This is a genomic window from Enterococcus sp. E4-150, assembly GCF_035726465.1.
Classification (GTDB): Bacteria; Bacillota; Bacilli; order Lactobacillales; family Enterococcaceae; genus Enterococcus_B; species Enterococcus_B faecium.
The window spans coordinates 81,608-102,775 of record NZ_JAPRGK010000010.1; the positions used below are offsets into that span (position 1 = coordinate 81,608).

The window sequence follows — 21,168 nt, forward strand, 5'->3', positions numbered from 1 at the left end:
ACTTTGCCAACGAAGGAGAGAATCACATGCTTTATGTAACGAGACACGGAGAAACAACTTGGAACGCACAAGGATTAGTTTGCGGACGGGCAGATGTGCCGCTGACTGAAAAAGGACAGATGCAGGCACAGAAACTAGCAGAAAAGGTAGTAGATTTGCCTGTTCCAATCACGAAAATCATCCATTCCCCTCTTCAACGAGCAAGAGATACAGCACAAGCAGTTGCTGATCGTCTCAGCTTGCCGCTGACCGCTGATGAGCGATTGGTAGAAATGGATTTTGGGGATTATGACGGACTGCCAAGCAAAGATGAAAACTTTCAAAAAGCGCGTTTAGCGTTTGCTGTACGTTTCCCAAATGGAGAGTCGGTCTTAGATGTGTACGCACGAATCGTTCCTTTATTGAAAGAATGCATGGAAGACGAAGAAAATGTCTACTTGTTAGTCTGTCATAATGCCTTGATAAGAGTGATCAATGCTTATTTTCATCCAATGCCTAATGAAGGGTTCTTTACATTCATGGTAGACAATACAGAATTAATTTCTTATGAGTAATTAGAATTTTGTGTTATTTAAATAAAATGTTTCAAGGCACTGCTTTTGCTTAGCAGTGCCTTTTTTGTGGCTGTGTCAATTCTTTTGGCATTATAAATCTAATTTTTAGAAATAAAATTTAATTATTTTAACAAAAGTATTGAAATTTTGTTTCTTTAGATATATACTCTAGTCATAGAAATGAAGACGGATACAGAAAAAGAGGGATAATATGTTTGGCTTTTCAATATTTATGAATGATTCTTTGTCAGAAGAGAAGAAACAGTATATCCGCCAAATGGCATCCAATGGCTTTGTCGGTATTTTCACTTCCATGCATATACCGGAAGATGATGTTTCGGCTTATCAAAATCGATTGATCGAACTAGGAAGCGAAGCGAAAAAGAATAAACTAGAGTTGATGGTCGATATTTCAGGAGAGGCATTGAAACGAGCTGGCTTTTCATTAGAAGATCTAACACCCTTGAAAGCAATTGGTGTAACAGGGTTAAGAATGGATTATCATATTTCTAATCAGCAGATCGCCGACTGGTCACATCAATTGAAAATCAGTTTGAATGCCAGCACGATCATGCCTAAAGATATCGATGAGTTGAAAGAAGCAGCGGCTGATTTTTCACAGATTGAAGCTTGGCATAATTATTATCCACGTCCTGAAACAGGGCTGGACAAAGAATGGTATCAGGAAAAAAATCAATGGCTCAAAACTCAAGGATTCCTTGTACAAGGCTTTGTACCAGGAGATACAGAGTTGAGAGGTCCACTGTATCAAGGATTACCAACTTTGGAAGAACATCGAGGGATCCATCCTCTGGCAGGTGCTCTTGATCTATTAGCAAGTAACACGGATATTGTTTATATCGGAGATGCAGGTCTGTCAGAACACGTTCAGGAGCAATTTGCTTCTTTCCAAAAAGAACAGACAGTCTTGCTCCATACGGAACCTGTAGATGAAGTTTTTTACGAATATATATTAGGAAAACATACGAATCGGCAAGATGATGCAAGAGATGTCATACGAAGCGCAGATGCGCGTTTTCGAGAGATTCCGCCAATCCCAGTAAGAAATACAGCTAAGCGTATGAAAGGATCTATTACTTTAGATAACGAAAAGTATTTGCGCTATATGGGTGAGATCCAATTAACTAAATATGATTTGCCAGCGGATGAAAAAGTGAATGTAGTAGCCAAAGTCATCAAAGAAGAACTACCGCTGATCAACCAAATCAAAGCTGGTATGAACTATCAATTTATAAGAAAAGAAGGAAGATAAAAATGAGCAAAATCAATTTAGAGAACCTAACAACGGAACGCAGAAACCAAGAAACTTTTGGATTAGATGAAATGAGTATTTCTCAAGCAGTCCAACTCATGAACAAAGAAGATCAGAAAGTGGCCGCTGCTGTTGAAAAAGAACTGACAAGTATCGAGCCAGTGATCGCCAACACGATTGAATCCTTTAAAAAAGGTGGTCGCTTGATTTATATGGGAGCTGGAACGAGTGGTAGACTTGGTGTATTAGATGCTGCTGAATGTGTACCGACATTCGGTGTAGAACCGGAAATGGTCATAGGCCTAATTGCTGGTGGAGAAGAAGCAATGACTGTAGCCGTCGAAGGAGCCGAAGATTCTTATGAATTAGGGCAAGAAGATCTAATCAAGCTGAATTTAACAAAAAATGATATAGTTATTGGTATCGCAGCTAGCGGTCGTACACCATATGTGATTGGTGGATTAGATTACGCAAAATCGATTGGTGCTGTTACAGGAACGATTTCTTGCAATAAACAAGCAGAAATCAGCAAGCATGCGGATTTCCCAATTGAAGTCGATGCAGGACCAGAATTTTTGACAGGCTCTACTCGATTGAAGTCAGGAACAGCACAAAAACTGATTTTGAATATGATTTCTACTATCAGTATGATCGGTATCGGTAAAGTATTCAATAACTTGATGGTCGACGTCAAACCAACAAATGAAAAACTAATCGAACGCTCAAAACGAATCATCATGCAAGCGACAGAAGCTGACTACGAAACAGCTGAAAAGTACTTTGAGGAAGCAGATCAAAATGTCAAACTGGCTATCGTCATGATTTTGACAAATAGTGATAAAGAGGCAGCTCAAGCAAAATTAGCTGAAGCAAACGGTTTTGTAAAAGGAACCTTATGAGGGGGAAAAGACCATGGCAAAAAACGAATTGACTTTGGAAGAACTGGCAAAACAAATTTATCAAGGAGCAGGCGGTATGGGCAATGTTGAAAGCATTGTCCACTGCATGACTCGTGTACGTATGAAGGTCATCAATGATGATCTTGTAAATGTCTCGGAATTAAAAGCGATTCCAGGAGTACTTGGCGTAGTAGAGGATGAACAGCTCCAAGTCATCATCGGACCTGGGAAAGTGAACAAAGTAGCGCAGGAAATGGTTGACTTAGCAGGCGTGAAATTAGGAGAAAAACTTCCTTCTGCTAGCGCAACTACAGCAAGTTCTTCTGCATCTGGAAAAGACCGTGTAAACGAACGGGCACAAGAAATGAAAGCGGCACAAAAATCGAAACAAAAACCCTCTAAAATCAAATCGGTATTAAAAGACATCTCTAATATCTTTGTACCAATGATCCCTGCATTTGTCGGCACTGGGATCGTGGCAGGGATTGCCGCAGTTTTAGCAAACTTAGTCACAGCTGGAACACTAGACGCAGGAACATGGCAACAATATATCGATGTGATGAACATCTTGAAAAACGGGATGTTTAGCTATCTAGTTATCTATACAGGTATCAATGCTGCACAAGTTTTTGGTGCAACGCCAACGCTTGGTGGAGTTATCGGGGCCGTTGTGATGCTGACAGGGATGAATCCAGAAGCACCACTGAAAAACTTGTTTACCGGTGAAGCTCTTGCAGCTGGACAAGGCGGTATCTTAGGTGTTATCTTCGCAGTTTGGTTATTGTCAATCGTTGAGAAAAAACTGCATAAAGTAGTACCTGATGCGGTAGATATCATCGTTACGCCAACTCTTTCCCTGATTGCCATCGGTCTGATCGAAATTTTCTTCATCATGCCTTTAGCAGGGTTCATTTCTGACGGCATGGTCGGTGGGATCAACTGGGTACTTGGTGTTGGAGGAGCATTTGCCGGCTTCGTTCTAGGTACATTATTCTTGCCAATGGTCATGTTCGGACTACATCAGATCTTGACGCCAATCCATGTACAAATGATTGATGAAACTGGTCGTACCTTATTGCTTCCAATCCTTGCGATGGCCGGAGCAGGACAAGTGGGTGCAGCATTGGCATTATGGATCCGCTGCAAAAAAGACAAAGAATTAACAGAAATGATCAAAGGGGCTTTACCAGTCGGAATCTTAGGAATCGGCGAACCATTGATTTACGGAGTAACATTACCTCTAGGACGTCCATTTATTACTGCTTGTATCGGTGGAGGTATCGGTGGGGCAGTGATCGGAATGATCGGAAATGTCGGAGCAATCGCTATTGGACCTTCAGGAGCCGCTTTGATTCCATTGATCTCTGATGGTAAATGGTTAGGCTATATCCTTGGTTTATTGGCTGCTTACGCTGGTGGCTTCGTTGCTACATTCTTCTTCGGTATTCCCAAAGACCGTTTAGAAAAAGAAGAACTAGCGACCGAAACAGCCACAGTAAATGAAGTACCTGAAAAAGCAGTACCTCAAGCTTCAGCTGAAAGTGTGACTATCTTATCATCAGTTGCTGACGGAACAGTTGTTTCTTTAGATAAAGCAAGTGACCCAGTTTTTGCACAAAAAATGATGGGTGAAGGTTACTTTGTAGAACCAGAAAACGGACATATCTATTCCCCGGTTACTGGAGTAATAAGTTCTGTTTTCCCAACAAAACATGCTATCGGCATTACGACACCAAATGGCTTAGAAATCTTGCTTCACATGGGCATCAACACAGTTGACTTAGGCGGTACGCCATTCGATGTGAAAGTAACAGAAGGACAGCAAGTGACACCTGATACGCTTGTAGCAGAAGCTGACTTAGAAGCAATCAAAGCAGCAGACAAAGAAACCTCCATGATCGTCTTGGTAACCAATATGGATCGTGTAAAAAACTTTGTCTTGGAAAAAACAGGTAAAGCGAAAGCAAAAGCACCTGTGATGGATGTCAAAGCTTAATAAGAATAGAAACAATAGAGAACATAAAAAGAAGAAGCCGAAATTTATTTTTCAGCTTCTTCTTTTGTGTTATTTATTTTTTTCTGCCAAAATTTGATAAACGCGTGCCACATCAGATGGTGTTCCCCGTAATTCATAATCTGCCAAGAAAGGAAAGCCGAATCTTTGTGCGTATTGTTTGGCTGTCAGACAATATTGATTGTTGAAGTTTTTATTACCGCTACCGACTACACCAAGGCAAAGTTTATGATTGTCTTCGTATTCCAGATATTCGCGCATCGTTTCGGTCAAGATTTCTGTGTCACCGTTGTCTAACCCATTCCCGCCGTCTAAATAAGTAGGAACGAAAGTAAAAAATGGTTCTGTTTCTTTCGTAAAATCACTATTTTCATGGATTTCTTTTAAAGTAACTTCAGGATTGACAGGATCTTCTGCATGCATTTTTTCAGCATATTCTGCTAGATGTTTGGCAAAAGCACGCGTATTTCCTGAAATCGATATATATAAAATGTTCATGGATCATCCCCCAATTCTTTCCCTTTAGTATAGCATCTTTTTAAGTTTTTTGGTGGTGTAATTTGGAAAGGGACTAGGCGCTTTGCTTGTATAATGAGAAAAAAGTCGGTAGAATTATATTTCTATTAAAGTTTTTATTAATTAAGTAAAAATAAAAAAGGTTTGTTATACTTTTTGATAAAAGCGGTTTTACTTTGGAGGATGCTTACATGGATACAGAGCAACAGAAAAAAGGAATTGGTTTGATTCCACTTGCTGCCTTAGTGATTGGTTCAGCGATTGGAGGTGGCGTATTTGGTATTATGACGGACATCTCCGGATCGGCTGGTGGCCCAGCTATCTTCAGCTGGGTACTCGTAGGAACAGCAATGTTGATGCTCTCCTTATCGATCAATAATATCAATAAAAAACGTCCAGATTTAAAAGGCGGGATCTTTAGTTACGCAGAAGAAGGTTTTGGCCGTTTCGCTGGTTTTATCAGCGGTTGGGGTTACTGGCTCACATGCTGGTTAGGAAACGTGGCGTTCGCAACATTGTTGATGAGTGCATTAGGTTATTTCTTCCCCGTATTCGAAGGTGGTCAAAATGTGGCATCGATCGTGATGAGTACGATCTTCTTATGGGGATATGCATGGCTAGTGAATCGTGGAGTTGAAAATGCTAGCTTTGTCAATGCTATCGTCACATTTTGTAAATTAGTGCCATTATTTTTATTTATTGTAGTAGCTATCAGCACCTTTTCGATCCAACAATTCATTAATAACTTTTCTAGCGATATCATATTGAATGCGAATGGGCAGCCGATCCCGTTTTCTAGTCAAGTATTGAGTTGCATCATGGTGATGCTCTGGGTATTCGTTGGTATTGAAGGAGCTTCTGTCGTAGGTTCACGAGCAAAAAAACAATCGGATGTTGGGAAAGCAACGATTCTAGGAATATTCGGTTTGATCATTATTTACGTCTTGGTTTCCATGCTTCCATATGGCACAATGACGATGAATCAGCTACAAACGATCAAAGCGCAACCTGCTATGGGATATGTATTTGAAATGATGGTTGGTAAATGGGGGGCGGTCGTGATCAACGGCGGTTTGATCATTTCTTTAGTTGGGGTTTGGCTCTCGTGGACAATCTTGCCGATTGAAACAATGGGGAATATGGCTGAGGACGGACTTTTGCCTAAAGCATGGGGAAAACTCAACAAAAATGGGGCACCAACTTATGCTATCGTATTGACGACGTTATGTACGAATGTCTTTTTACTTTCATTATTATTCACTGACAGTGCATATAACTTTGCTTACACACTTGGTACAGCAGCTATTTTCTTCACGTGGCTTTTCTTAGGATTGTACCAAATGAAACTTTCTTATCAGCGGAAAGAATGGGTCCAATTTTTAGTAGGGTTTTTAGCAAGTGCTTTTCAAGTATGGGCCATGCTAGTTGTAGCCTTTAATGAAGTGATGCTTGTTCTTGTTCTTTTCTTACCAGGTATTTATTTTTACCTTAAAGCACGTAAAGAACAAAACGAACCTGTACAACATATCCACTTAGATAAGATTTTACTTATCGGTGTGACGATGGTCGGAGTAATCGCAATGGTTTTATTTGCCACTGGGATGCTTCACGTATAGAAGTATAAAAGAAGTATAAAGAGAGGTTGTGAGCCTGTCGTTTATTCAAAAACATACTAGGAAAGGAGCTGTGACACAAATGTTGTCACAGCTCCTTTTTCAGAATAAACGGTGTTTAAGAGACAGCCAATCGGCAATAAGGCTGAACGGCTCTTTCACAACCTCTTTTTTGATGAGTCATCATACATTTTTTCGCTTAAATACGAGATATCCTAATGCTAAGAACAAAACGATGTAAGCTAAATTACCGAACAGCATTTGATTAGTAGAAAGATGAGTCAATTGCTTCATGATCTCTTCGTTGCCAATTTGGTTTTGCAGATTCAACATACTGATCGGATTCCATTTGATCCACTCCCATTTTTGGATGAGTGCGATAAGGATACCAGATATGATTGACGAAGCAAAATAAAAGACGATTCCTGCTGAGATGGATGCACCGGAACTATTGATAAAGCAAGCAATCATCAACACTAAACTTAAAATCAGCCATAAACCGATATAACTACCCAAAGTATAAGTGAACAAGCTTTGGATCAGTGTTTGACCAGTAGAAACCTTCTCCGTGAAGGAAATCGAAGGGAAAAGAATCAGTTTCATCAACACAGTGACAATAATAGCTAAAAGGTATAAATAAACAGAATAAATAACTAATGTGATCCATTTGCTTACTAATATTTCTCCTCGAGAATACTTTCTATAAAGGAGATTTTTCAATGTACCATATTGTGCTTCCATCGAAATGATCGTGCTTGCAGCTGCAATCATGATAAAGACAATCCAAGATGTGGCACTAAAAAGCTGAGCAGTCATTTCAACTGGGTCAATGATCGTCGTGTATTTTTTGGCTAGAAGTGCTGTTCCTATGAGCAAAACAACTAATAGAACAGATAAAACAGCAGTTGACTTTTTCTTGATCAATTTAAATAATTCTTGTTTTACAAGCAATGTCATTTTTCTTCTTCCCCCTTTACTGAATCCAGAATTTCCAATAGAGAAGATTCCAAATCATTCGTCAGATGCTGGACGTCTGTCACATGGATATTTTGTGCAGACAATAACTGGATCACGGTTCCTAATAATTCTTCGTTTTCTTTTAAAAGCTTGATTTTATCAGAATCTTCCAAAGTATATCCAGCTTCTGTCAAGATCGTTCGAGCAGCTAGATCATTCGTTGTAGAGATAATGATGAAGTCTTGCGCTGCTTGGTTCAATTCAGCCATTGTACATTGCTTGATGATCTTTCCTTGATTGATCAGGATCAGCTCATCCACCATTTTTTCAAGCTCACTGAGTAAGTGACTGGAGATCAAGAAAGAGGTGCCTTGAGCAGCCAAGTCGGTAATGATTTTTCGCACATCTCTTGTTGCTTGTGGATCCAACCCGTTCATCGGTTCATCTAAAATAACGATAGAAGGATGGTTCAGTAAGGCAAGAGCAATCCCTAGCTTTTGTTTCATTCCCAACGAGTAAGATTTCGCTTTTTTGTGAATGTACTTTTCCATCTTGAGCTGATTCACGATAGTATCGATAGCAGATACATCGTTTGTTTCAGAGAATAACTTCAGATGATCATAGCCTGTTAAGAATGGGTAGATACCCGGATATTCGATCAATGCTCCTACTTGTTCCAACCCTTTATGACTAGAGGGAGAAATCTCATTTTCACCAATACGGATTGTTCCATCTGAGTAATGGATCAGTCCTAAAATAGCTTTCATGATCGTTGTTTTTCCAGCGCCATTAGGACCTACTAATCCAACGATTTTGCCAGGAGATAAGTTAAAACTGACATCGCTGAGGGCTTGTTTGTGACCAAAGTTCTTGGATAATTCTTGGACCGAAAGACTTTTCAAAAATATTCACTCCTTTTCTATAGATAGTACAAGCATACACCTGATGAGTGGAGAAGTCGCTAGGTCATTGGACTTATTTCTTATTTTTTCATAAAAAAATTGAATATTAAATAAAAAGGCTTATTTTTTCTGATCAGTACTTATTCCAAGTGTCTAGTGGCCGCTAGTAATCTTGATGCCAATGATACTGATGAGTAGCATCCCCACAAAGAACCAAGTGGAAAGATTCAGCTTATCATGAAACAAGACCACACCAATTATGACCGAACCAACTGCGCCAATCCCTGTCCAGATAGGATAAGAGAGACTCATCGGCAAACTTTTGATTGCCTTTGATAAAAAGTAAAAACTAGCAATCATTCCAATCACTGTGTAAAAAGAATAATTGATTTTAGAAAAACCATCACTCCATTTCATCATCGTTGACCAGAATACTTCCAAAATTCCTGCTATGATTAATTCCATCCATGCCATACATACGTTCCTCCTTCAATATAAAAAATACACAAAAAGAGGAGAATCATCCCTTCAAAGACCTAATGGAATGATCATCCTCTTTTTTACTACCCGGTGGCAGATCGTATATCTTTTTCTGTAGTATAGCACACCTATCCAGATATCGGCAATCTCATACTTTTTAGTAAAGTGTACCAAGCATTGACGGATATATCGTTAGCAGAAAAGAAGATGAATGCTTTGCAATTTCATAGAAAGGAGTTGTTATTTATTAATCATTTAAAAAAAACAGTAACTAGGCCTTATTTCTATATATTAGCGGGCAATAAATTAAAAAAAGCTTTACCTTACAATAAGTAAGATAATTTTTGTGATAAAAAAATAACGAAAAATATTTAAAAATAGTGTCTATTTCGTGAGAAAACAACTATATTTTTTATGTGTTTTGCTTTATAATTAAAAAAATATTGTCATTTTATGGAGGAAAATATATGGAAAATTATCTTAGCCTTTTAGGCGTCTTGATTGTTATTCTCGGGTTTGCATTTAAATTAGACTCGATATTGATCGTAATGGTTGCTTTAGTTGTTACAGCTTTGACTGGCGGTCTTGGCATTCAAGGAATGTTAGAACTTTTAGGTACAAGTTTTGTAAACAATCGCGGGATGGCGATTTTTATCATCATTATGTTGGCAACAGGAACGCTTGAAAGAAATGGTCTGAAAGAATCAGCGGCTTCCTTGATCAAGCGATTCAAGAAAGTATCTGCTGGTATGATTGTAGATATTTATGGGATCTTTCGAATGATCTTTGCGGCTTTTAACGTGAGTTTTGGTGGAGTTGCTGGATTTGTTCGTCCGATCATTCTACCTATGGCATTGGGAACCATCGAATCAAAAGGATTAAAAGTCCATCCTAAGCATGAAGAAGAACTAAAAGGGATGGCTTCGGCTATGGAAAATGTCTGCTGGTTCTTTGGCCAAGTACTATTCATCGGAGGAGCAGGGGCGTTGCTAGTCCAATCAACACTGAAAGATCTAGGATATGACGTAACATTGGGACAGCTTGCTTTAGTGGAAGTTCCAGTGGCTATCACGGCTTTAGTTGTGGCAAGTGTCTACTTCTATCTTAAAGAAAAGAAATTAGCGAAGAAATATTATCCAGGAAAGGGGCAATAAGATGGACTTTTTTACAAATCCTGATATTTTATTAGGCGATAAATTACTGGAGATCCTTTATATCGTGATGGGACTCGTATTGATTTACACTGGAGTAAGAAATTTAACAGATAAAACCAATCCTCATCGTTATGGGTCAGCCTTTTTCTGGACGGTCTTAGGGGTAGTTATTGCAGGAGGAAGATGGCTTCCGGCAATCGTGAATGGTGGCTTGATCTTTGCGATGACCATACCAGCAATTGCTAAGAAAGTCAGCAAAGGAGAAAGCCGGCTTCCATCAAAAGAATATATGGAAAAAATGTCAGACAAACTAGGAATGAAAATCTTTATTCCAGCTTTGAGTATCGGTGTCTTTGCGATCTTGTTTGCTCTATTTACCAATTTAGGTGCTTTAGTCGGCGTGGGCGTCGGTGTTTTTGCAGCCATGCTAATCTTGATGTTCTTTTCTCAAGATAATCGACCAAGTACATTTTTAGATGATGCAGCAGATATGCTGGGCACAGTAGGGCCGTTAAGCATGTTGCCAATGCTTTTAGCTTCTCTAGGTGCGGTATTTACAAGCGCTGGAGTTGGGACAGTGATTTCCAATGCAGTAGGTACGATCGTTCCAGAAGGAAATGTGAACATCGGCATCATCATTTACGCTCTTGGCATGGTGATATTTACGGTAATCATGGGGAATGCATTTGCGGCCATCACCGTGATGACGGTTGGGATCGGTGCACCATTCGTATTTAGTCATGGAGCGAATCCAGCGTTAATAGGAATGGTTGCATTGACTTGCGGTTTTTGTGGGACCCTGCTGACACCGATGGCTGCTAACTTCAATATCGTGCCTGTAGCGATGCTGGAGATGAAAGACAAATACGGAGTGATCAAAAACCAGTTGTTTATTGCGTTATTTATGCTAGTTTTCCAAATTGCTTATATGATTCTATTTAAATAATAGAAGAGAAGGGTTGTGACAGAATAATTGTCGCAACCTCTTCTAACATTGTAGTGGAACACTATTTTTTTATAAGAATATATTAAGTTTGATCTGTTATGTTATTTAAACTATTGTTTCCTTTATTTACGCTGTTCAAGGAAAATGGTATGATAAAAGATAACCATATGTTAAATCAATCGGACGGAGGAACAACAGATGAAAGTACTAGTAACAGGTTTTGATCCATTTGGTGGGGACAAAGTGAATCCAGCCTATGAAGCAGTAAAAAAAATGCCAGATGAAATCAGCGGTGCTGAAATCATCAAAGTGGAAGTACCGACCGTATTCGAAAAAAGCAGTCAAGTAGTCAAAGAAGCCATCCAACAGCACCAACCAGATGTCGTGATCTGTGTCGGACAAGCAGGTGGACGGTCAGCAGTCTCGTTCGAACGTGTCGCAATCAATCTAGCAGAAGCAAGAATCCCTGATAATGAAGGAAATCAGCCATTCGATACGGCTTTAGAAGAAAACGGTCCAGCCGCTTACTTTACCTCATTGCCAATCAAAGCAATGACAAAAAATGTACAAGATCATGGTCTACCAGCGTACATCTCTTATACAGCAGGAACATTTGTCTGCAACGATATCATGTATCGTTTGCTTCATTTGATCGAAACACAATTCCCGGCCATTCGAGGTGGGTTCATCCACGTGCCATTCTCACCCGATCAAGTGATCGATCGTCCAGTGGGTACACCTTCTATGTCTTTAGAAGACATTGCTTCTTCTTTGACTTATGCAGTTGAAGCAGCAGTAGAAAATAAAGAAGATATTTCCGGAAATGCCGGAACAACTCACTAGTTTAGCAAGAAACACTGGCTGGTTGCTAACGTTATGTTAGTAGCCAGCTTTTTGTAATTAGAAAGGAAAGAAACAGCCGTGGAAGAATGGCAATCCGTCTTTGAAGAATGGTTTCCAAAAGAAATCAGCAAAAGCTATCCCATCAAAATTTCTAAACAATACACAAGCAGTCAACGTTGGGAGATCTATGCAAAATTAACGAAAAAACAGCGGGAACTAGTCGATAAGCACCGCCGATATCTAATCAGCTCTCGTTTTATGGAAGAACATTATTTAGCTGCAACAGATTGGGTGTTTTCTGACTTCAAGATCAATCCGTTTTTTCGAACAAAACGAAGCCAGCAAAAATTGTATTGTGAGTGTGGTAGAGAATTAAAAGTGCAATACATCGTTAAATCGCCAAAAACCGGAAAGATCCTAAAACTAGGCATCAACCACTTTGCCGATCACCTGCATGTCTCTCCGACAGTGGCAGCTTCGATCCATCAGGGAATGACAAAAGTTGATCTGGCCTTAGACGAATTATTATGGCTTAAGCAGAAGAATATCGATTTTCCTGAAGGACTATGGCAAAAATACTGTTTTGTCTTGTACCAAAATCGTCGGATGAAACAGCCATATTTACCGGATATAAAATTAGCTCAGCGGCTCGCAGAATTTCGCCAAGTAGAAATGCCGATTTACATAGCGGATTATCAAGCATTGGAAAATGAAATCAAGAAAATAAGTGAACACATCAATGGGCAGCCAAAAAAGCGACAGATAAAAAAAGAACTATTTGACGACTTTGCAGAAGAATTAGTAAAGGATGTAGAAGAATTCTTGATCAACTATCGCGCATTTTTACGTAAAGATTGGCAATCCATCGTATATGAAGAAGTGCCAGTACATCCTAATGCTTATTTTGAAACATTTATTTCCGTGTTGAGAAAGACAAAACGTCAACGAACACCAGAAGTCACTGCTCAGATGGAATATTTTGCGAAAAACCAACGATTCATCCAACCAAAAATCTATCTATTTATTTGGAAGCAATATTGTCGCTATGGTTTTACAAAAGGGTTCTTCGACAGCATTCCTCGGATAGTCAGAAATGGTTTTTTAAAAGTATTGCGTAAAGAACGAGAAGCTATACAATCTGCTGATAAGAAAGACCGTACAGTCTCAAAAGAAAAATGGCAACTAGTAGTTAAAGATATCCAATCTGGAAATATGCAAGAGACAATCGACAAATGGAAAGGAAAACATTATCGTTTTACTGAAGCTCAGAAACAAGCGTTGGAATATTATCAGAAGTTAGAAGAATCACTGCGTTTCAATGATGAGGCAAGAAAGTATCTGAAGGAATTACTATAAAAAATAGAGGCTGGGACAGAAGCGTTTAACTCCAAGAAATAAGAAGGAATTCACGAAAATTGCTTTTCGAATTTTTGTGAATTTCAGCTTATTTCCGAAGGAGTTGCTTCTGCTTCAGCCGTTTATACGTGTTTAGAGCGTGAGACAAAAGTGTTCTTTACTTTTGTCCCACGCTCAGTTTTTTTATGCGTGTTGTTGTGCGTTGTAGTATTCTTCTTCCATTTTTTGCATACGTTCACGTTCTTTTTGGTTATACCAAGGTGAAACGGTAAATGCAAGGACATCATTCAGCAAGTAAACAGAGCTGTTCACGAACATCGCCAAACTTGCAGATCCATGCGTAAATGAAATATACCAAAGGACCATTTGAGCAAGCCCTGAAGCTAACCACCAGTAATATTGGTTGTTGTAACGCAAGAAACTGATGATACCAGCAGTCAAGCTAATAGAAAAAGCAATGGCATCTACCCACGGCCGAGGATCATCTGTATAACGACCAATCAGGAATCCTGAAACAAGATAGACAAGGAAAGTACTGATGATTGCGATAAACCAGCTTTTTCCAGTGAATTTTCGGATTTTTGAAGCCATATTATGATTCCATTCTTTACTTAACAATACGGGGATATCCAATGTGATCATATAAGCAATCTGTTCACCGATACTTAAATAGTTCTTTGCTGAGAATCCAACGATAATAAAACAAATCGCAGACAAAATACCTAAAATACCGTTGACTGATTTTGCCGCATTGATGGATAAAATACACAATACACCAAGCGTGGTACCGATAAATGTAATAACGGCCAGCCAAGTGATGGGACTATTGACAAGAGTCATGACCTGGCAGCCAAGACTGAAAAAGAAAAGATAATAATTTTGTTGCGGCCAGCCTTTTAGCTGATGAGCTAAAAACTGAAAATATGACTTCATGTATGAGGACTCCTTAAGACACTAAATGTAGTGTGTTCTGTATTTACTAACACAATCTATTGTATGCTTTTCTTAAAAAAAAACTAGTCTTTCAATTACAAATAATTTGTGTTATGATAATTTTCTGTTTGTTTTCTTGAAAATATAATTTCTTACTTTCATTTATTATATTGGGAACAGGAAGAGTGTCTTGGAGGACCTACTTTCTGTTTTTTTTGCCTTTTTTCTTAATAAAAAGGAAAAACAGCTATTTTTTTCAATCTGACACATTTACAATGGAACTGGAGATTAATATAGATCCGAGCTTAAACGAAGAATAGGAGTGCTCATATGAACCTTACAACGATCCATCATATAGCCATCATTGTTTCAGATTATCAGAAATCACGTGATTTTTATGTTAATAAATTAGGATTTGAAGTAATCAGAGAAAATTACCGCAAAGAACGAGATGACTATAAATTAGATCTGAAACTAGGAAGTGCTGAATTGGAGATTTTTGGAATTGCTAATGCACCACAACGACCAAACTATCCAGAAGCTTGTGGCTTGCGTCATCTTGCTTTCAAAGTAGACGATATTGAAGAAACAATTGCAGAATTGCAGTCCTTAGGGATCGAATCAGAACCGATTAGAGAAGATACCTTTACAGGAAAAAAAATGACGTTTTTCTTTGATCCAGACGGATTGCCATTAGAATTGCACGAATAAAGATAACAAAATTGTCACTTTTTTTTCGTTTCATTCGATTTTTCATTCGTTCATTTCTTGATATTCTTTAAAAAAAAGAAACAGGAGAATGAAGAATGAAAAAAATGATGTTTGGTGTTGCTGCCCTCATCGTAATAGGGATTACCGGTATGACGGGACTGCTCAATGCCGCTTTTCACATGGATGATATTAGTGACCAGGAATATCGGATCTCATTGAAAAAAGCAGCAGCAATTGTAAAAAACGAAACAAAAGAACATAACATATCTGCTATTCATTTTGCAGTTGAAAAAGACTTGGATAATCCTACGAATGCAACATATGAATACCAGTTTTTTTGTGAAGGACAAGTCATAGCAGTCAATCCATCCACTGGGAAAACAACCGTACGAAATGACACGAAAAAGGCCGCAGAACATCTTTTTGATATAGAAAAAGCGGAAGAGTTCAAACAACCGCAAGCAGCGATGAAGGAAGCAGTCAGCTACTACGGGAAAAAAGCAAAAGTGAAAGAGTGGACACTTCTAGTCAAAGATGAACGTCCTTATTATAAAGTCCGATTAATAGATGGAGAACAGGACCGTCAGGTATGGATATCTGCATAGAAGAAGGATATTGCTTCTCTTTTTTTCAATATAAGAGTAAGCTAAGAGAGTAAAGATGAAAGGAAGTTGAGATAACATGGAAAAAATGAAATGCCCTAATTGCGGAAAAAAATTTGCATACGAAGAAGTCAATAATGTAGTCGAACATAATGATAAAGAAATGCCAGTCGTCTGCCCTTATTGCCGAACTGAAGCGGCAAGAATCGTTACTCATGGTTATTTCATTACTGAAAAGATTGAAGATTTTTTAAAATAACGATTTTGCGATTTCTTTTTCTGCATGTTAGAATGGAGAAAAGGAGAGGAAACTATGATTCGTTTTGCGAGAAAAGAAGATGCTCCAGAAATCGCCCCATTGATCTTAGTGATTCTAAAAGACATGGAATTGCCATTTTTGAAGCAGACAGGGGAACAAAAGACTTTAGAGATTTTAGAAGAAGCAATCACTGATCCAAATTATCGTTACAGTTATTCACGAGGTATCGTAGAAGAAATAGACGGTAAAGTTGCAGGAGTTGCTTACGGTTATACAGATGAAGAAGAATCAATCATCGATCAGCCACTGGTACCTATCTTAGAGAAATATCAGCTAGATGCGTCTACACGTTTGTTTATTGATAAAGAAACGTTTCCCGATGAATGGTATTTGGACTCTATCAGCGTATCAGAAGATTTTAGAGGACAAGGCATCGGTTCACGGTTATTAGAAGCATTACCTAAATTGGCGAAGAAAGCTAATCGCCCCGTCATCGGTCTAAGTGTGGATGAAAAAAATCCAAAGGCTAAAAAATTATACGAACGCCATGACTTCAAAGTTGTCGGTCAGCGGATGATCAGTGGTCATCTTTATGATCATATGCAAAAGAATATCTAAAAAGATGTACCTAAAATGCGTATTTCCGCATTTCAGGTACATCTTTTTAACTTAAGTCAAGTCGGTAAGAAACAGACTTATCGCGACTTTTGTCTTTACGGTAGAGCCAGTAATCTAAAACCGCAGCAATACAAATACAAACTGGAGCATCTTCATCATTTGAGACATCCAATACATAGTAATCTCCTGAAAAAAGTGTTGCTTTATCCATTTTCATGATTTGCTGATTGAAATGATGGATTTGATATTGATGATTATAGATATCACCTTGGACTGTCCAGTGAAGTCTACGAATATAATAAAAATCACCGGGCCAATTGAATATTTTCTGCATGGTTCCCACCTTTTCGAACTCTTTATACAGCTCAAAACGCGTACCGAATGTCAGGCTTATCTGCTTGATGTGAGCAACGAGATCGCCATTCATGGCATAAAGAGACAATGCATCGCCCTTTGTTCCCCAGCGACCAACCATCAAAAACAGGGAATGTCCTTTTTCGTTTTTGACAATTGTCCGAGTTGCACGTCCAAGCTGTTTTTCCTGAATGAAAAATTCTGACATCTATATCCCTCTTTTCTAGATAAAACTACAAGTCTTCTGCAATCGCGCGCAATATGGCTTTTCCTACGCCAGATTCAAGGTTTGTGTCCGTTGTATATTTGGCATAATCTTTTACTTCGATTTCTGCATTTCCCATTGCGAAACTGACTCCTGCTACTTGCAGCATGCTGACATCATTGAAGTTATCGCCAATCGTCATGACTTCTTCTAAAGAAATCCCACGCTCGTGAGCGACATGGGCAACAGCAATTCCTTTTTGAGCGTTTTTATGGTTCACTTCGATATTGTTTTGACCAGAGGAAGTAACGGCCAAATCGCCTAAAAGAGAAATCTGCTTTCCAACTGGACCTAATACAGCTGGCCCTTCTGTATGAAAACAAATAATTTTTAAAACTTCCAGATTCTTTTCTTCCAAGATAGCACGAATACTGTCCACGTATGTGATGTGCAATAACTCTAGCTTAGCTGAGGCCATGGCAATCGCCATTTTATACGTAAGGTGAGGTAAATGGGTAGCCACCATGGAAGCAAAACTTTCGATTCGTTTCGCTTGATTTTCAGAATAAAGACCATCGTTGGTTGCTACTTCATAGTAAATACCGTTAGCATCTAGAATATCTAAAACAGAGATTGCTTGATTATTTGGAATCGATACGGTAAACAGTGAATTTCCTTCTTTATCAAATACCTGTGCCCCGTTCAAAGTGATCATCGCACAATCGATTCCTACCTCATCTAAAGCTGCGCGAGCTTCTTGATAGTTTCGACCAGTAGCGACCATGAACTCAACACCGGCATCATTTGCAAAACGTATCGCCTCGGCATTTTCAGGAGAAACACTCATATGGGCATCTAATAATGTGCCGTCCATATCTGATGCAATTAATTTGATCATAATGATTATCGTTCCTTTCTGCTTCTTGTTCCTAGTTTACCATATTAATCAAGTGCTGAGGGTGAAGATTGTCCCTTGTGATTGAAGAAAATGTGAGTTATTCTTTTTATTAGGAGGTGGAGGTTTTGAAAGAAATCATTCATAACAGTTGGCAAGAAGTTTTGTCCTCAGAATTTTCAAAAGATTATTATCTGCATCTAAGCGAATTTTTAAAAAAAGAATATGCGTCCCAAAAGATCCATCCAGATATGTATCATATCTATGAAGCATTGGAATTGACTCCTTATGAAGAAGTTAAAGTTGTGATTTTAGGACAAGATCCTTATCATGGAGAAAATCAAGCTCATGGCTTATCTTTTTCTGTGCAACCCGGCGTAAAGATCCCGCCATCGTTAAGAAATATCTATAAAGAGCTTTATGATGATCTTGGAATCGCACCTGTTCAACATGGAAATCTAGTGTCATGGGCTAAACAGGGAGTCCTTTTACTCAACACCGTTCTTACCGTTCGGGAAGGGCAAGCGTATTCTCATCGCGGGAAAGGTTGGGAAAGATTAACAGACACGATCATTGAAAAATTAAATGAACGGGAAAAACCAATCGTGTTTATCTTGTGGGGAAAACCGGCACAAGAAAAAATCAAAATGATCGATAAGAGTCGCCATATCATCATAACATCTCCACATCCCAGTCCGTTATCTGCAAGTCGTGGCTTTTTTGGTTCCAAACCCTTCTCGAAAACGAATGATGCGCTCCTTGCGTTAGGAGAAGAACCGATTGATTGGCAACTGCCTGAAACAGTGTAATAAAACAGCGCTTTCCTGTTATAGCGCAGTTCGCTATGTATGTGAAAAACTTAATTTTTCCAGCATTTTTGACTGATACAGATAAAATAAACTGTTCTTTTTTTCTGGAATAGTGTATGATAATACATATAAAAACGTCTGGAGGTCATCTTGTGGAATTGTTTGATAGTTTAAGATTTAAGATTGTTCGCCGTGGGATCAAAATCGTTTTCCCGGAAGCTACTGATGCTCGTATTTTAGGCGCAGCTGCCCGGTTGAAAGCAGAAGAACTTGTGGAACCCATTTTAGTAGGGAACGAAGAAGAAATAAGAAATGCAGCGCATGCCAGAGGAATCAAAACATCTAGCTTTACGATCATCAGCCCTGATAATTACGATAAGTGGGATGAAATGGTGGATGCTTTTGTTGAACGCAGAAATGGAAAGGCATCCAAAGAACAAGCAGAAAAGATTTTAAAAGATGTGAATTACTTTGGTACGATGCTTACGTATATGGGGATTGCAGACGGAATGGTCTCTGGAGCGATCCATTCGACTGGCGACACTGTTCGCCCAGCACTTCAGATCATCAAAACAAAGCCTGGCATCAGTCGGACAAGCGGAGCGATGATCATGGTACGTGGAAGAGATCAAGAAAAATATGTCTTTTCGGATTGTGCGATCAACGTGAATCCAACTGCGCAAGAATTGGCTGAAATCGCCGTAGATTCTGCAAAAACAGCTGAACTGTTCGATATCGAACCAAAAGTGGCGATGATGAGCTTCTCGACAAAAGGTTCAGCGAAATCGCCAGAAGTAGACAAAGTAGTTGAAGCCACTAAAATCGCTAAAAAACTAGCACCACAATATTTGATCGACGGCGAATTGCAATTTGATGCTTCTTATGTTCCTTCAGTTGCACAACTGAAAGCGCCAGATTCAGAAGTAGCTGGTCAAGCAACAGTCTTTGTATTTCCAGAATTGCAATCAGGAAATATCGGCTATAAAATTGCTCAACGTTTTGGTAACTTTGAAGCAATCGGACCAATCTTGCAAGGTTTGAACAAACCGGTTTCTGATTTGTCTCGTGGGGCAAATGAAGAAGACGTATATAAATTATCGATTATCACAGCAGCACAAACATTGATTGATTAACAAATACACACGGACTAGTCCAAAAACGGCAGCTGCTGTTCTTGGCTAGTTCGTTTTTTTCTTTAAAAAAACTTCATTACGCGATATACTGGCAAAAAGAAAGAAGAGCGGGAGAAGATGAAAAATGATCGAACTATCAGGATTAACAATGACAGAACAATTTGCAGAGGCAATTGGTCATTCCGCCATGCCAGGTGATAATCTGATATTGACTGGTGATCTAGGTGCGGGTAAAACAACATTGACGAAAGGTATCGCCCAAGGACTGGGAATAAAGCAAATGATCAAAAGTCCGACATACACGATTATTAGAGAATATAATCAAGGCAGGATTCCGTTGTATCACATGGATATTTATCGGGTAGCAGCTAGCGGAGCTGACTTAGGGTTAGATGAATATTTTGAAGGAGATGGGCTTTCCGTTGTCGAATGGGGAAACCTATTAGAAGAAGCACTGCCAGAAGATTATTTGGAACTGATTTTAGAAAAAAGTGATACAGATTTAGAAAAGCGTTATGTGAAACTAATCTCATACGGGGAGCAAAGTGAAACCTTCAAACAGCGAATCCTAGAAAAATGGGTTGAAAACCATGAGTGAAGAAATTGGAATCATCTTGCGGGAAGCAGTGCCAGATGATGCAAAAGATATTCTTTCGATGATGGAACAAGTCAATAGCGAGACAGAATTTTTAGCTTTAGATGAAGCTGAACTTCTTTTACCCCCAGAAACTTTATCAGAAGAGTTGAGTTATATGTACGAAAGCAACAATAATTTATTGCTGCTTGCAATCAATGAGGGGACGATTGTTGGAACAGCATCAGTCAAAGCAGACAGTCAATTTCGTTTATCTCACGTGGGAGAAGTCGGTATCAGTATCCTGCAGGAATATTGGGGAATGGGACTAGGTATTCTTATGCTAGAAGAAATCATCAATTGGGCGAAGGAAATGGGTGTACTTTTTCGATTGGAGCTGGATGTTCAAGTTCGTAATGAAAGAGCCGTACACCTTTACCAGAAAATGGGTTTCCAAATCGAAGCAGTCATGCCTAGAGGGGCAAGAACAGATTTAGGTGAATTTTTAGATGTATATAAAATGAGTTATTTGATTGAATAGAAAAAATAAGAAAAGAGTTAAGAAACT

24 protein-coding genes are annotated in these 21,168 nt (G+C 38.9%); 17 read left to right on the forward strand and 7 right to left on the reverse strand.

All coding sequences use genetic code 11. The features are described from left to right. The first annotated feature begins 26 nt into the window (after positions 1 to 26). The 4 genes from OZ002_RS09535 to OZ002_RS09550 all read left to right on the forward strand — a co-directional run bounded on the left by OZ002_RS09535 (position 27) and on the right by OZ002_RS09550 (position 4,722). The gene (locus OZ002_RS09535) at positions 27 to 554 is read left to right on the forward strand and encodes a histidine phosphatase family protein (protein ID WP_025476703.1); all 528 of its coding nucleotides are present in this window, start codon (positions 27 to 29) and stop codon (positions 552 to 554) included. A gap of 211 nt (positions 555 to 765) precedes the next feature. After that, on the forward strand, positions 766 to 1,827 hold the full coding sequence (locus tag OZ002_RS09540) for a DUF871 domain-containing protein (RefSeq protein WP_002331621.1): 1,062 nt from the start codon (positions 766 to 768) through the stop codon (positions 1,825 to 1,827). A gap of 2 nt (positions 1,828 to 1,829) precedes the next feature. After that, positions 1,830 to 2,726, forward strand: coding sequence for an N-acetylmuramic acid 6-phosphate etherase (murQ, locus tag OZ002_RS09545; RefSeq protein ID WP_002306098.1), 897 nt, complete (start codon positions 1,830 to 1,832; stop codon positions 2,724 to 2,726). A gap of 13 nt (positions 2,727 to 2,739) precedes the next feature. Then, positions 2,740 to 4,722, forward strand: coding sequence for a glucose PTS transporter subunit IIA (locus OZ002_RS09550; protein ID WP_002308350.1), 1,983 nt, complete (start codon positions 2,740 to 2,742; stop codon positions 4,720 to 4,722). Positions 4,723 to 4,791: 69 nt separating this feature from the next. On the opposite strand, the gene nrdI is transcribed toward OZ002_RS09550, so the two are convergent. After that, on the reverse strand, positions 4,792 to 5,238 hold the full coding sequence (gene nrdI, locus OZ002_RS09555; RefSeq protein WP_002306102.1) for a class Ib ribonucleoside-diphosphate reductase assembly flavoprotein NrdI: 447 nt from the start codon (positions 5,236 to 5,238) through the stop codon (positions 4,792 to 4,794). Between the two features lie 209 nt (positions 5,239 to 5,447). Here nrdI and OZ002_RS09560 point away from each other — a divergent pair, with 209 nt between their 5' ends. Further along, positions 5,448 to 6,872: a basic amino acid/polyamine antiporter gene (locus OZ002_RS09560; protein ID WP_002306103.1), complete on the forward strand. Its 1,425-nt coding sequence runs from the start codon at positions 5,448 to 5,450 to the stop codon at positions 6,870 to 6,872. A 180-nt stretch (positions 6,873 to 7,052) separates the two neighbouring features. Here the strand turns inward: OZ002_RS09560 and OZ002_RS09565 are convergent, their stop codons facing one another. The 3 genes from OZ002_RS09565 to OZ002_RS09575 form a co-directional block, all read right to left on the reverse strand. Further along, positions 7,053 to 7,826 (reverse strand): ABC transporter permease subunit, encoded by a 774-nt coding sequence (locus OZ002_RS09565; protein ID WP_002287088.1) that lies wholly within the window; start codon positions 7,824 to 7,826, stop codon positions 7,053 to 7,055. Beyond that, entirely contained in the window at positions 7,823 to 8,728 is a 906-nt protein-coding gene (locus OZ002_RS09570) for an ABC transporter ATP-binding protein (protein ID WP_002331619.1), read from the reverse strand. Before OZ002_RS09570 ends, OZ002_RS09565 begins: the two co-directional genes overlap by 4 nt. 153 nt (positions 8,729 to 8,881) lie before the next feature. Further along, positions 8,882 to 9,202 (reverse strand): DMT family transporter, encoded by a 321-nt coding sequence (locus tag OZ002_RS09575; protein WP_002287086.1) that lies wholly within the window; start codon positions 9,200 to 9,202, stop codon positions 8,882 to 8,884. A 473-nt stretch (positions 9,203 to 9,675) separates the two neighbouring features. Here OZ002_RS09575 and OZ002_RS09580 point away from each other — a divergent pair, with 473 nt between their 5' ends. From OZ002_RS09580 to OZ002_RS09595, 4 genes are all read left to right on the forward strand, one after another. Further along, entirely contained in the window at positions 9,676 to 10,362 is a 687-nt protein-coding gene (locus OZ002_RS09580) for a DUF969 domain-containing protein (protein WP_002291575.1), read from the forward strand. Between the two features lies 1 nt (position 10,363). Next, entirely contained in the window at positions 10,364 to 11,308 is a 945-nt protein-coding gene (locus OZ002_RS09585; RefSeq protein ID WP_002306105.1) for a DUF979 domain-containing protein, read from the forward strand. 198 nt (positions 11,309 to 11,506) lie between these two features. Further along, the gene (gene pcp / locus OZ002_RS09590) at positions 11,507 to 12,151 is read left to right on the forward strand and encodes a pyroglutamyl-peptidase I (RefSeq protein WP_002287081.1); all 645 of its coding nucleotides are present in this window, start codon (positions 11,507 to 11,509) and stop codon (positions 12,149 to 12,151) included. A 78-nt stretch (positions 12,152 to 12,229) separates the two neighbouring features. Continuing rightward, the gene (locus OZ002_RS09595; RefSeq protein WP_325083190.1) at positions 12,230 to 13,507 is read left to right on the forward strand and encodes a hypothetical protein; all 1,278 of its coding nucleotides are present in this window, start codon (positions 12,230 to 12,232) and stop codon (positions 13,505 to 13,507) included. Between the two features lie 183 nt (positions 13,508 to 13,690). Here OZ002_RS09595 and pnuC read toward each other — a convergent pair whose 3' ends face one another. Beyond that, complete coding sequence (gene pnuC / locus OZ002_RS09600) at positions 13,691 to 14,440, reverse strand: nicotinamide riboside transporter PnuC (protein ID WP_002299958.1); 750 nt, start codon at positions 14,438 to 14,440, stop codon at positions 13,691 to 13,693. 330 nt (positions 14,441 to 14,770) lie between these two features. Between pnuC and gloA2 the strand changes: the two genes are divergently transcribed. The 4 genes from gloA2 to OZ002_RS09620 all read left to right on the forward strand — a co-directional run bounded on the left by gloA2 (position 14,771) and on the right by OZ002_RS09620 (position 16,630). Further along, positions 14,771 to 15,151 carry an SMU1112c/YaeR family gloxylase I-like metalloprotein gene (gene gloA2 / locus OZ002_RS09605; RefSeq protein WP_002287076.1) on the forward strand — a complete coding sequence of 127 codons (381 nt, stop codon included), beginning with the start codon at positions 14,771 to 14,773 and terminating at the stop codon, positions 15,149 to 15,151. A gap of 95 nt (positions 15,152 to 15,246) precedes the next feature. Continuing rightward, positions 15,247 to 15,756 carry a hypothetical protein gene (locus OZ002_RS09610; RefSeq protein ID WP_002291572.1) on the forward strand — a complete coding sequence of 170 codons (510 nt, stop codon included), beginning with the start codon at positions 15,247 to 15,249 and terminating at the stop codon, positions 15,754 to 15,756. Positions 15,757 to 15,832: 76 nt separating this feature from the next. Beyond that, complete coding sequence (locus OZ002_RS09615) at positions 15,833 to 16,012, forward strand: hypothetical protein (RefSeq protein ID WP_002291570.1); 180 nt, start codon at positions 15,833 to 15,835, stop codon at positions 16,010 to 16,012. Between the two features lie 54 nt (positions 16,013 to 16,066). Next, on the forward strand, positions 16,067 to 16,630 hold the full coding sequence (locus tag OZ002_RS09620; protein WP_156249115.1) for a GNAT family N-acetyltransferase: 564 nt from the start codon (positions 16,067 to 16,069) through the stop codon (positions 16,628 to 16,630). Positions 16,631 to 16,676: 46 nt separating this feature from the next. Here the strand turns inward: OZ002_RS09620 and OZ002_RS09625 are convergent, their stop codons facing one another. After that, positions 16,677 to 17,192 carry an LURP-one-related/scramblase family protein gene (locus OZ002_RS09625; RefSeq protein ID WP_002306108.1) on the reverse strand — a complete coding sequence of 172 codons (516 nt, stop codon included), beginning with the start codon at positions 17,190 to 17,192 and terminating at the stop codon, positions 16,677 to 16,679. A 25-nt stretch (positions 17,193 to 17,217) separates the two neighbouring features. Then, complete coding sequence (locus OZ002_RS09630) at positions 17,218 to 18,087, reverse strand: Cof-type HAD-IIB family hydrolase (RefSeq protein WP_002287072.1); 870 nt, start codon at positions 18,085 to 18,087, stop codon at positions 17,218 to 17,220. 125 nt (positions 18,088 to 18,212) lie between these two features. Between OZ002_RS09630 and OZ002_RS09635 the strand changes: the two genes are divergently transcribed. The 4 genes from OZ002_RS09635 to OZ002_RS09650 all read left to right on the forward strand — a co-directional run bounded on the left by OZ002_RS09635 (position 18,213) and on the right by OZ002_RS09650 (position 21,141). Further along, the gene (locus OZ002_RS09635; protein ID WP_156249116.1) at positions 18,213 to 18,893 is read left to right on the forward strand and encodes a uracil-DNA glycosylase; all 681 of its coding nucleotides are present in this window, start codon (positions 18,213 to 18,215) and stop codon (positions 18,891 to 18,893) included. 152 nt (positions 18,894 to 19,045) lie between these two features. Next, on the forward strand, positions 19,046 to 20,026 hold the full coding sequence (gene pta, locus OZ002_RS09640; RefSeq protein WP_002306110.1) for a phosphate acetyltransferase: 981 nt from the start codon (positions 19,046 to 19,048) through the stop codon (positions 20,024 to 20,026). A gap of 124 nt (positions 20,027 to 20,150) precedes the next feature. After that, on the forward strand, positions 20,151 to 20,624 hold the full coding sequence (tsaE, locus tag OZ002_RS09645; protein WP_002306111.1) for a tRNA (adenosine(37)-N6)-threonylcarbamoyltransferase complex ATPase subunit type 1 TsaE: 474 nt from the start codon (positions 20,151 to 20,153) through the stop codon (positions 20,622 to 20,624). Continuing rightward, positions 20,617 to 21,141 (forward strand): GNAT family N-acetyltransferase, encoded by a 525-nt coding sequence (locus OZ002_RS09650; protein WP_156249117.1) that lies wholly within the window; start codon positions 20,617 to 20,619, stop codon positions 21,139 to 21,141. Before tsaE ends, OZ002_RS09650 begins: the two co-directional genes overlap by 8 nt. Positions 21,142 to 21,168: the final 27 nt, after the last annotated feature.

Bases quoted from the DNA above. Each gene is read 5' to 3' on its own strand.
- OZ002_RS09625 (WP_002306108.1), bottom strand. From the start codon at position 17,192: ATGTCAGAATTTTTCATTCAGGAAAAACAGCTTGGACGTGCAACTCGG.
- OZ002_RS09610 (WP_002291572.1), top strand. From the start codon at position 15,247: ATGAAAAAAATGATGTTTGGTGTTGCTGCCCTCATCGTAATAGGGATT.
- OZ002_RS09560 (WP_002306103.1), top strand. From the start codon at position 5,448: ATGGATACAGAGCAACAGAAAAAAGGAATTGGTTTGATTCCACTTGCT.
- nrdI (WP_002306102.1), bottom strand. From the start codon at position 5,238: ATGAACATTTTATATATATCGATTTCAGGAAATACGCGTGCTTTTGCC.
- OZ002_RS09565 (WP_002287088.1), bottom strand. From the start codon at position 7,826: ATGACATTGCTTGTAAAACAAGAATTATTTAAATTGATCAAGAAAAAG.
- murQ (WP_002306098.1), top strand. From the start codon at position 1,830: ATGAGCAAAATCAATTTAGAGAACCTAACAACGGAACGCAGAAACCAA.
- gloA2 (WP_002287076.1), top strand. From the start codon at position 14,771: ATGAACCTTACAACGATCCATCATATAGCCATCATTGTTTCAGATTAT.
- OZ002_RS09620 (WP_156249115.1), top strand. From the start codon at position 16,067: ATGATTCGTTTTGCGAGAAAAGAAGATGCTCCAGAAATCGCCCCATTG.
- OZ002_RS09550 (WP_002308350.1), top strand. From the start codon at position 2,740: ATGGCAAAAAACGAATTGACTTTGGAAGAACTGGCAAAACAAATTTAT.
- OZ002_RS09575 (WP_002287086.1), bottom strand. From the start codon at position 9,202: ATGGCATGGATGGAATTAATCATAGCAGGAATTTTGGAAGTATTCTGG.
- OZ002_RS09650 (WP_156249117.1), top strand. From the start codon at position 20,617: ATGAGTGAAGAAATTGGAATCATCTTGCGGGAAGCAGTGCCAGATGAT.
- OZ002_RS09580 (WP_002291575.1), top strand. From the start codon at position 9,676: ATGGAAAATTATCTTAGCCTTTTAGGCGTCTTGATTGTTATTCTCGGG.
- OZ002_RS09615 (WP_002291570.1), top strand. From the start codon at position 15,833: ATGGAAAAAATGAAATGCCCTAATTGCGGAAAAAAATTTGCATACGAA.
- OZ002_RS09535 (WP_025476703.1), top strand. From the start codon at position 27: ATGCTTTATGTAACGAGACACGGAGAAACAACTTGGAACGCACAAGGA.
- OZ002_RS09585 (WP_002306105.1), top strand. From the start codon at position 10,364: ATGGACTTTTTTACAAATCCTGATATTTTATTAGGCGATAAATTACTG.
- tsaE (WP_002306111.1), top strand. From the start codon at position 20,151: ATGATCGAACTATCAGGATTAACAATGACAGAACAATTTGCAGAGGCA.
- OZ002_RS09540 (WP_002331621.1), top strand. From the start codon at position 766: ATGTTTGGCTTTTCAATATTTATGAATGATTCTTTGTCAGAAGAGAAG.
- pnuC (WP_002299958.1), bottom strand. From the start codon at position 14,440: ATGAAGTCATATTTTCAGTTTTTAGCTCATCAGCTAAAAGGCTGGCCG.
- pcp (WP_002287081.1), top strand. From the start codon at position 11,507: ATGAAAGTACTAGTAACAGGTTTTGATCCATTTGGTGGGGACAAAGTG.
- OZ002_RS09630 (WP_002287072.1), bottom strand. From the start codon at position 18,087: ATGATCAAATTAATTGCATCAGATATGGACGGCACATTATTAGATGCC.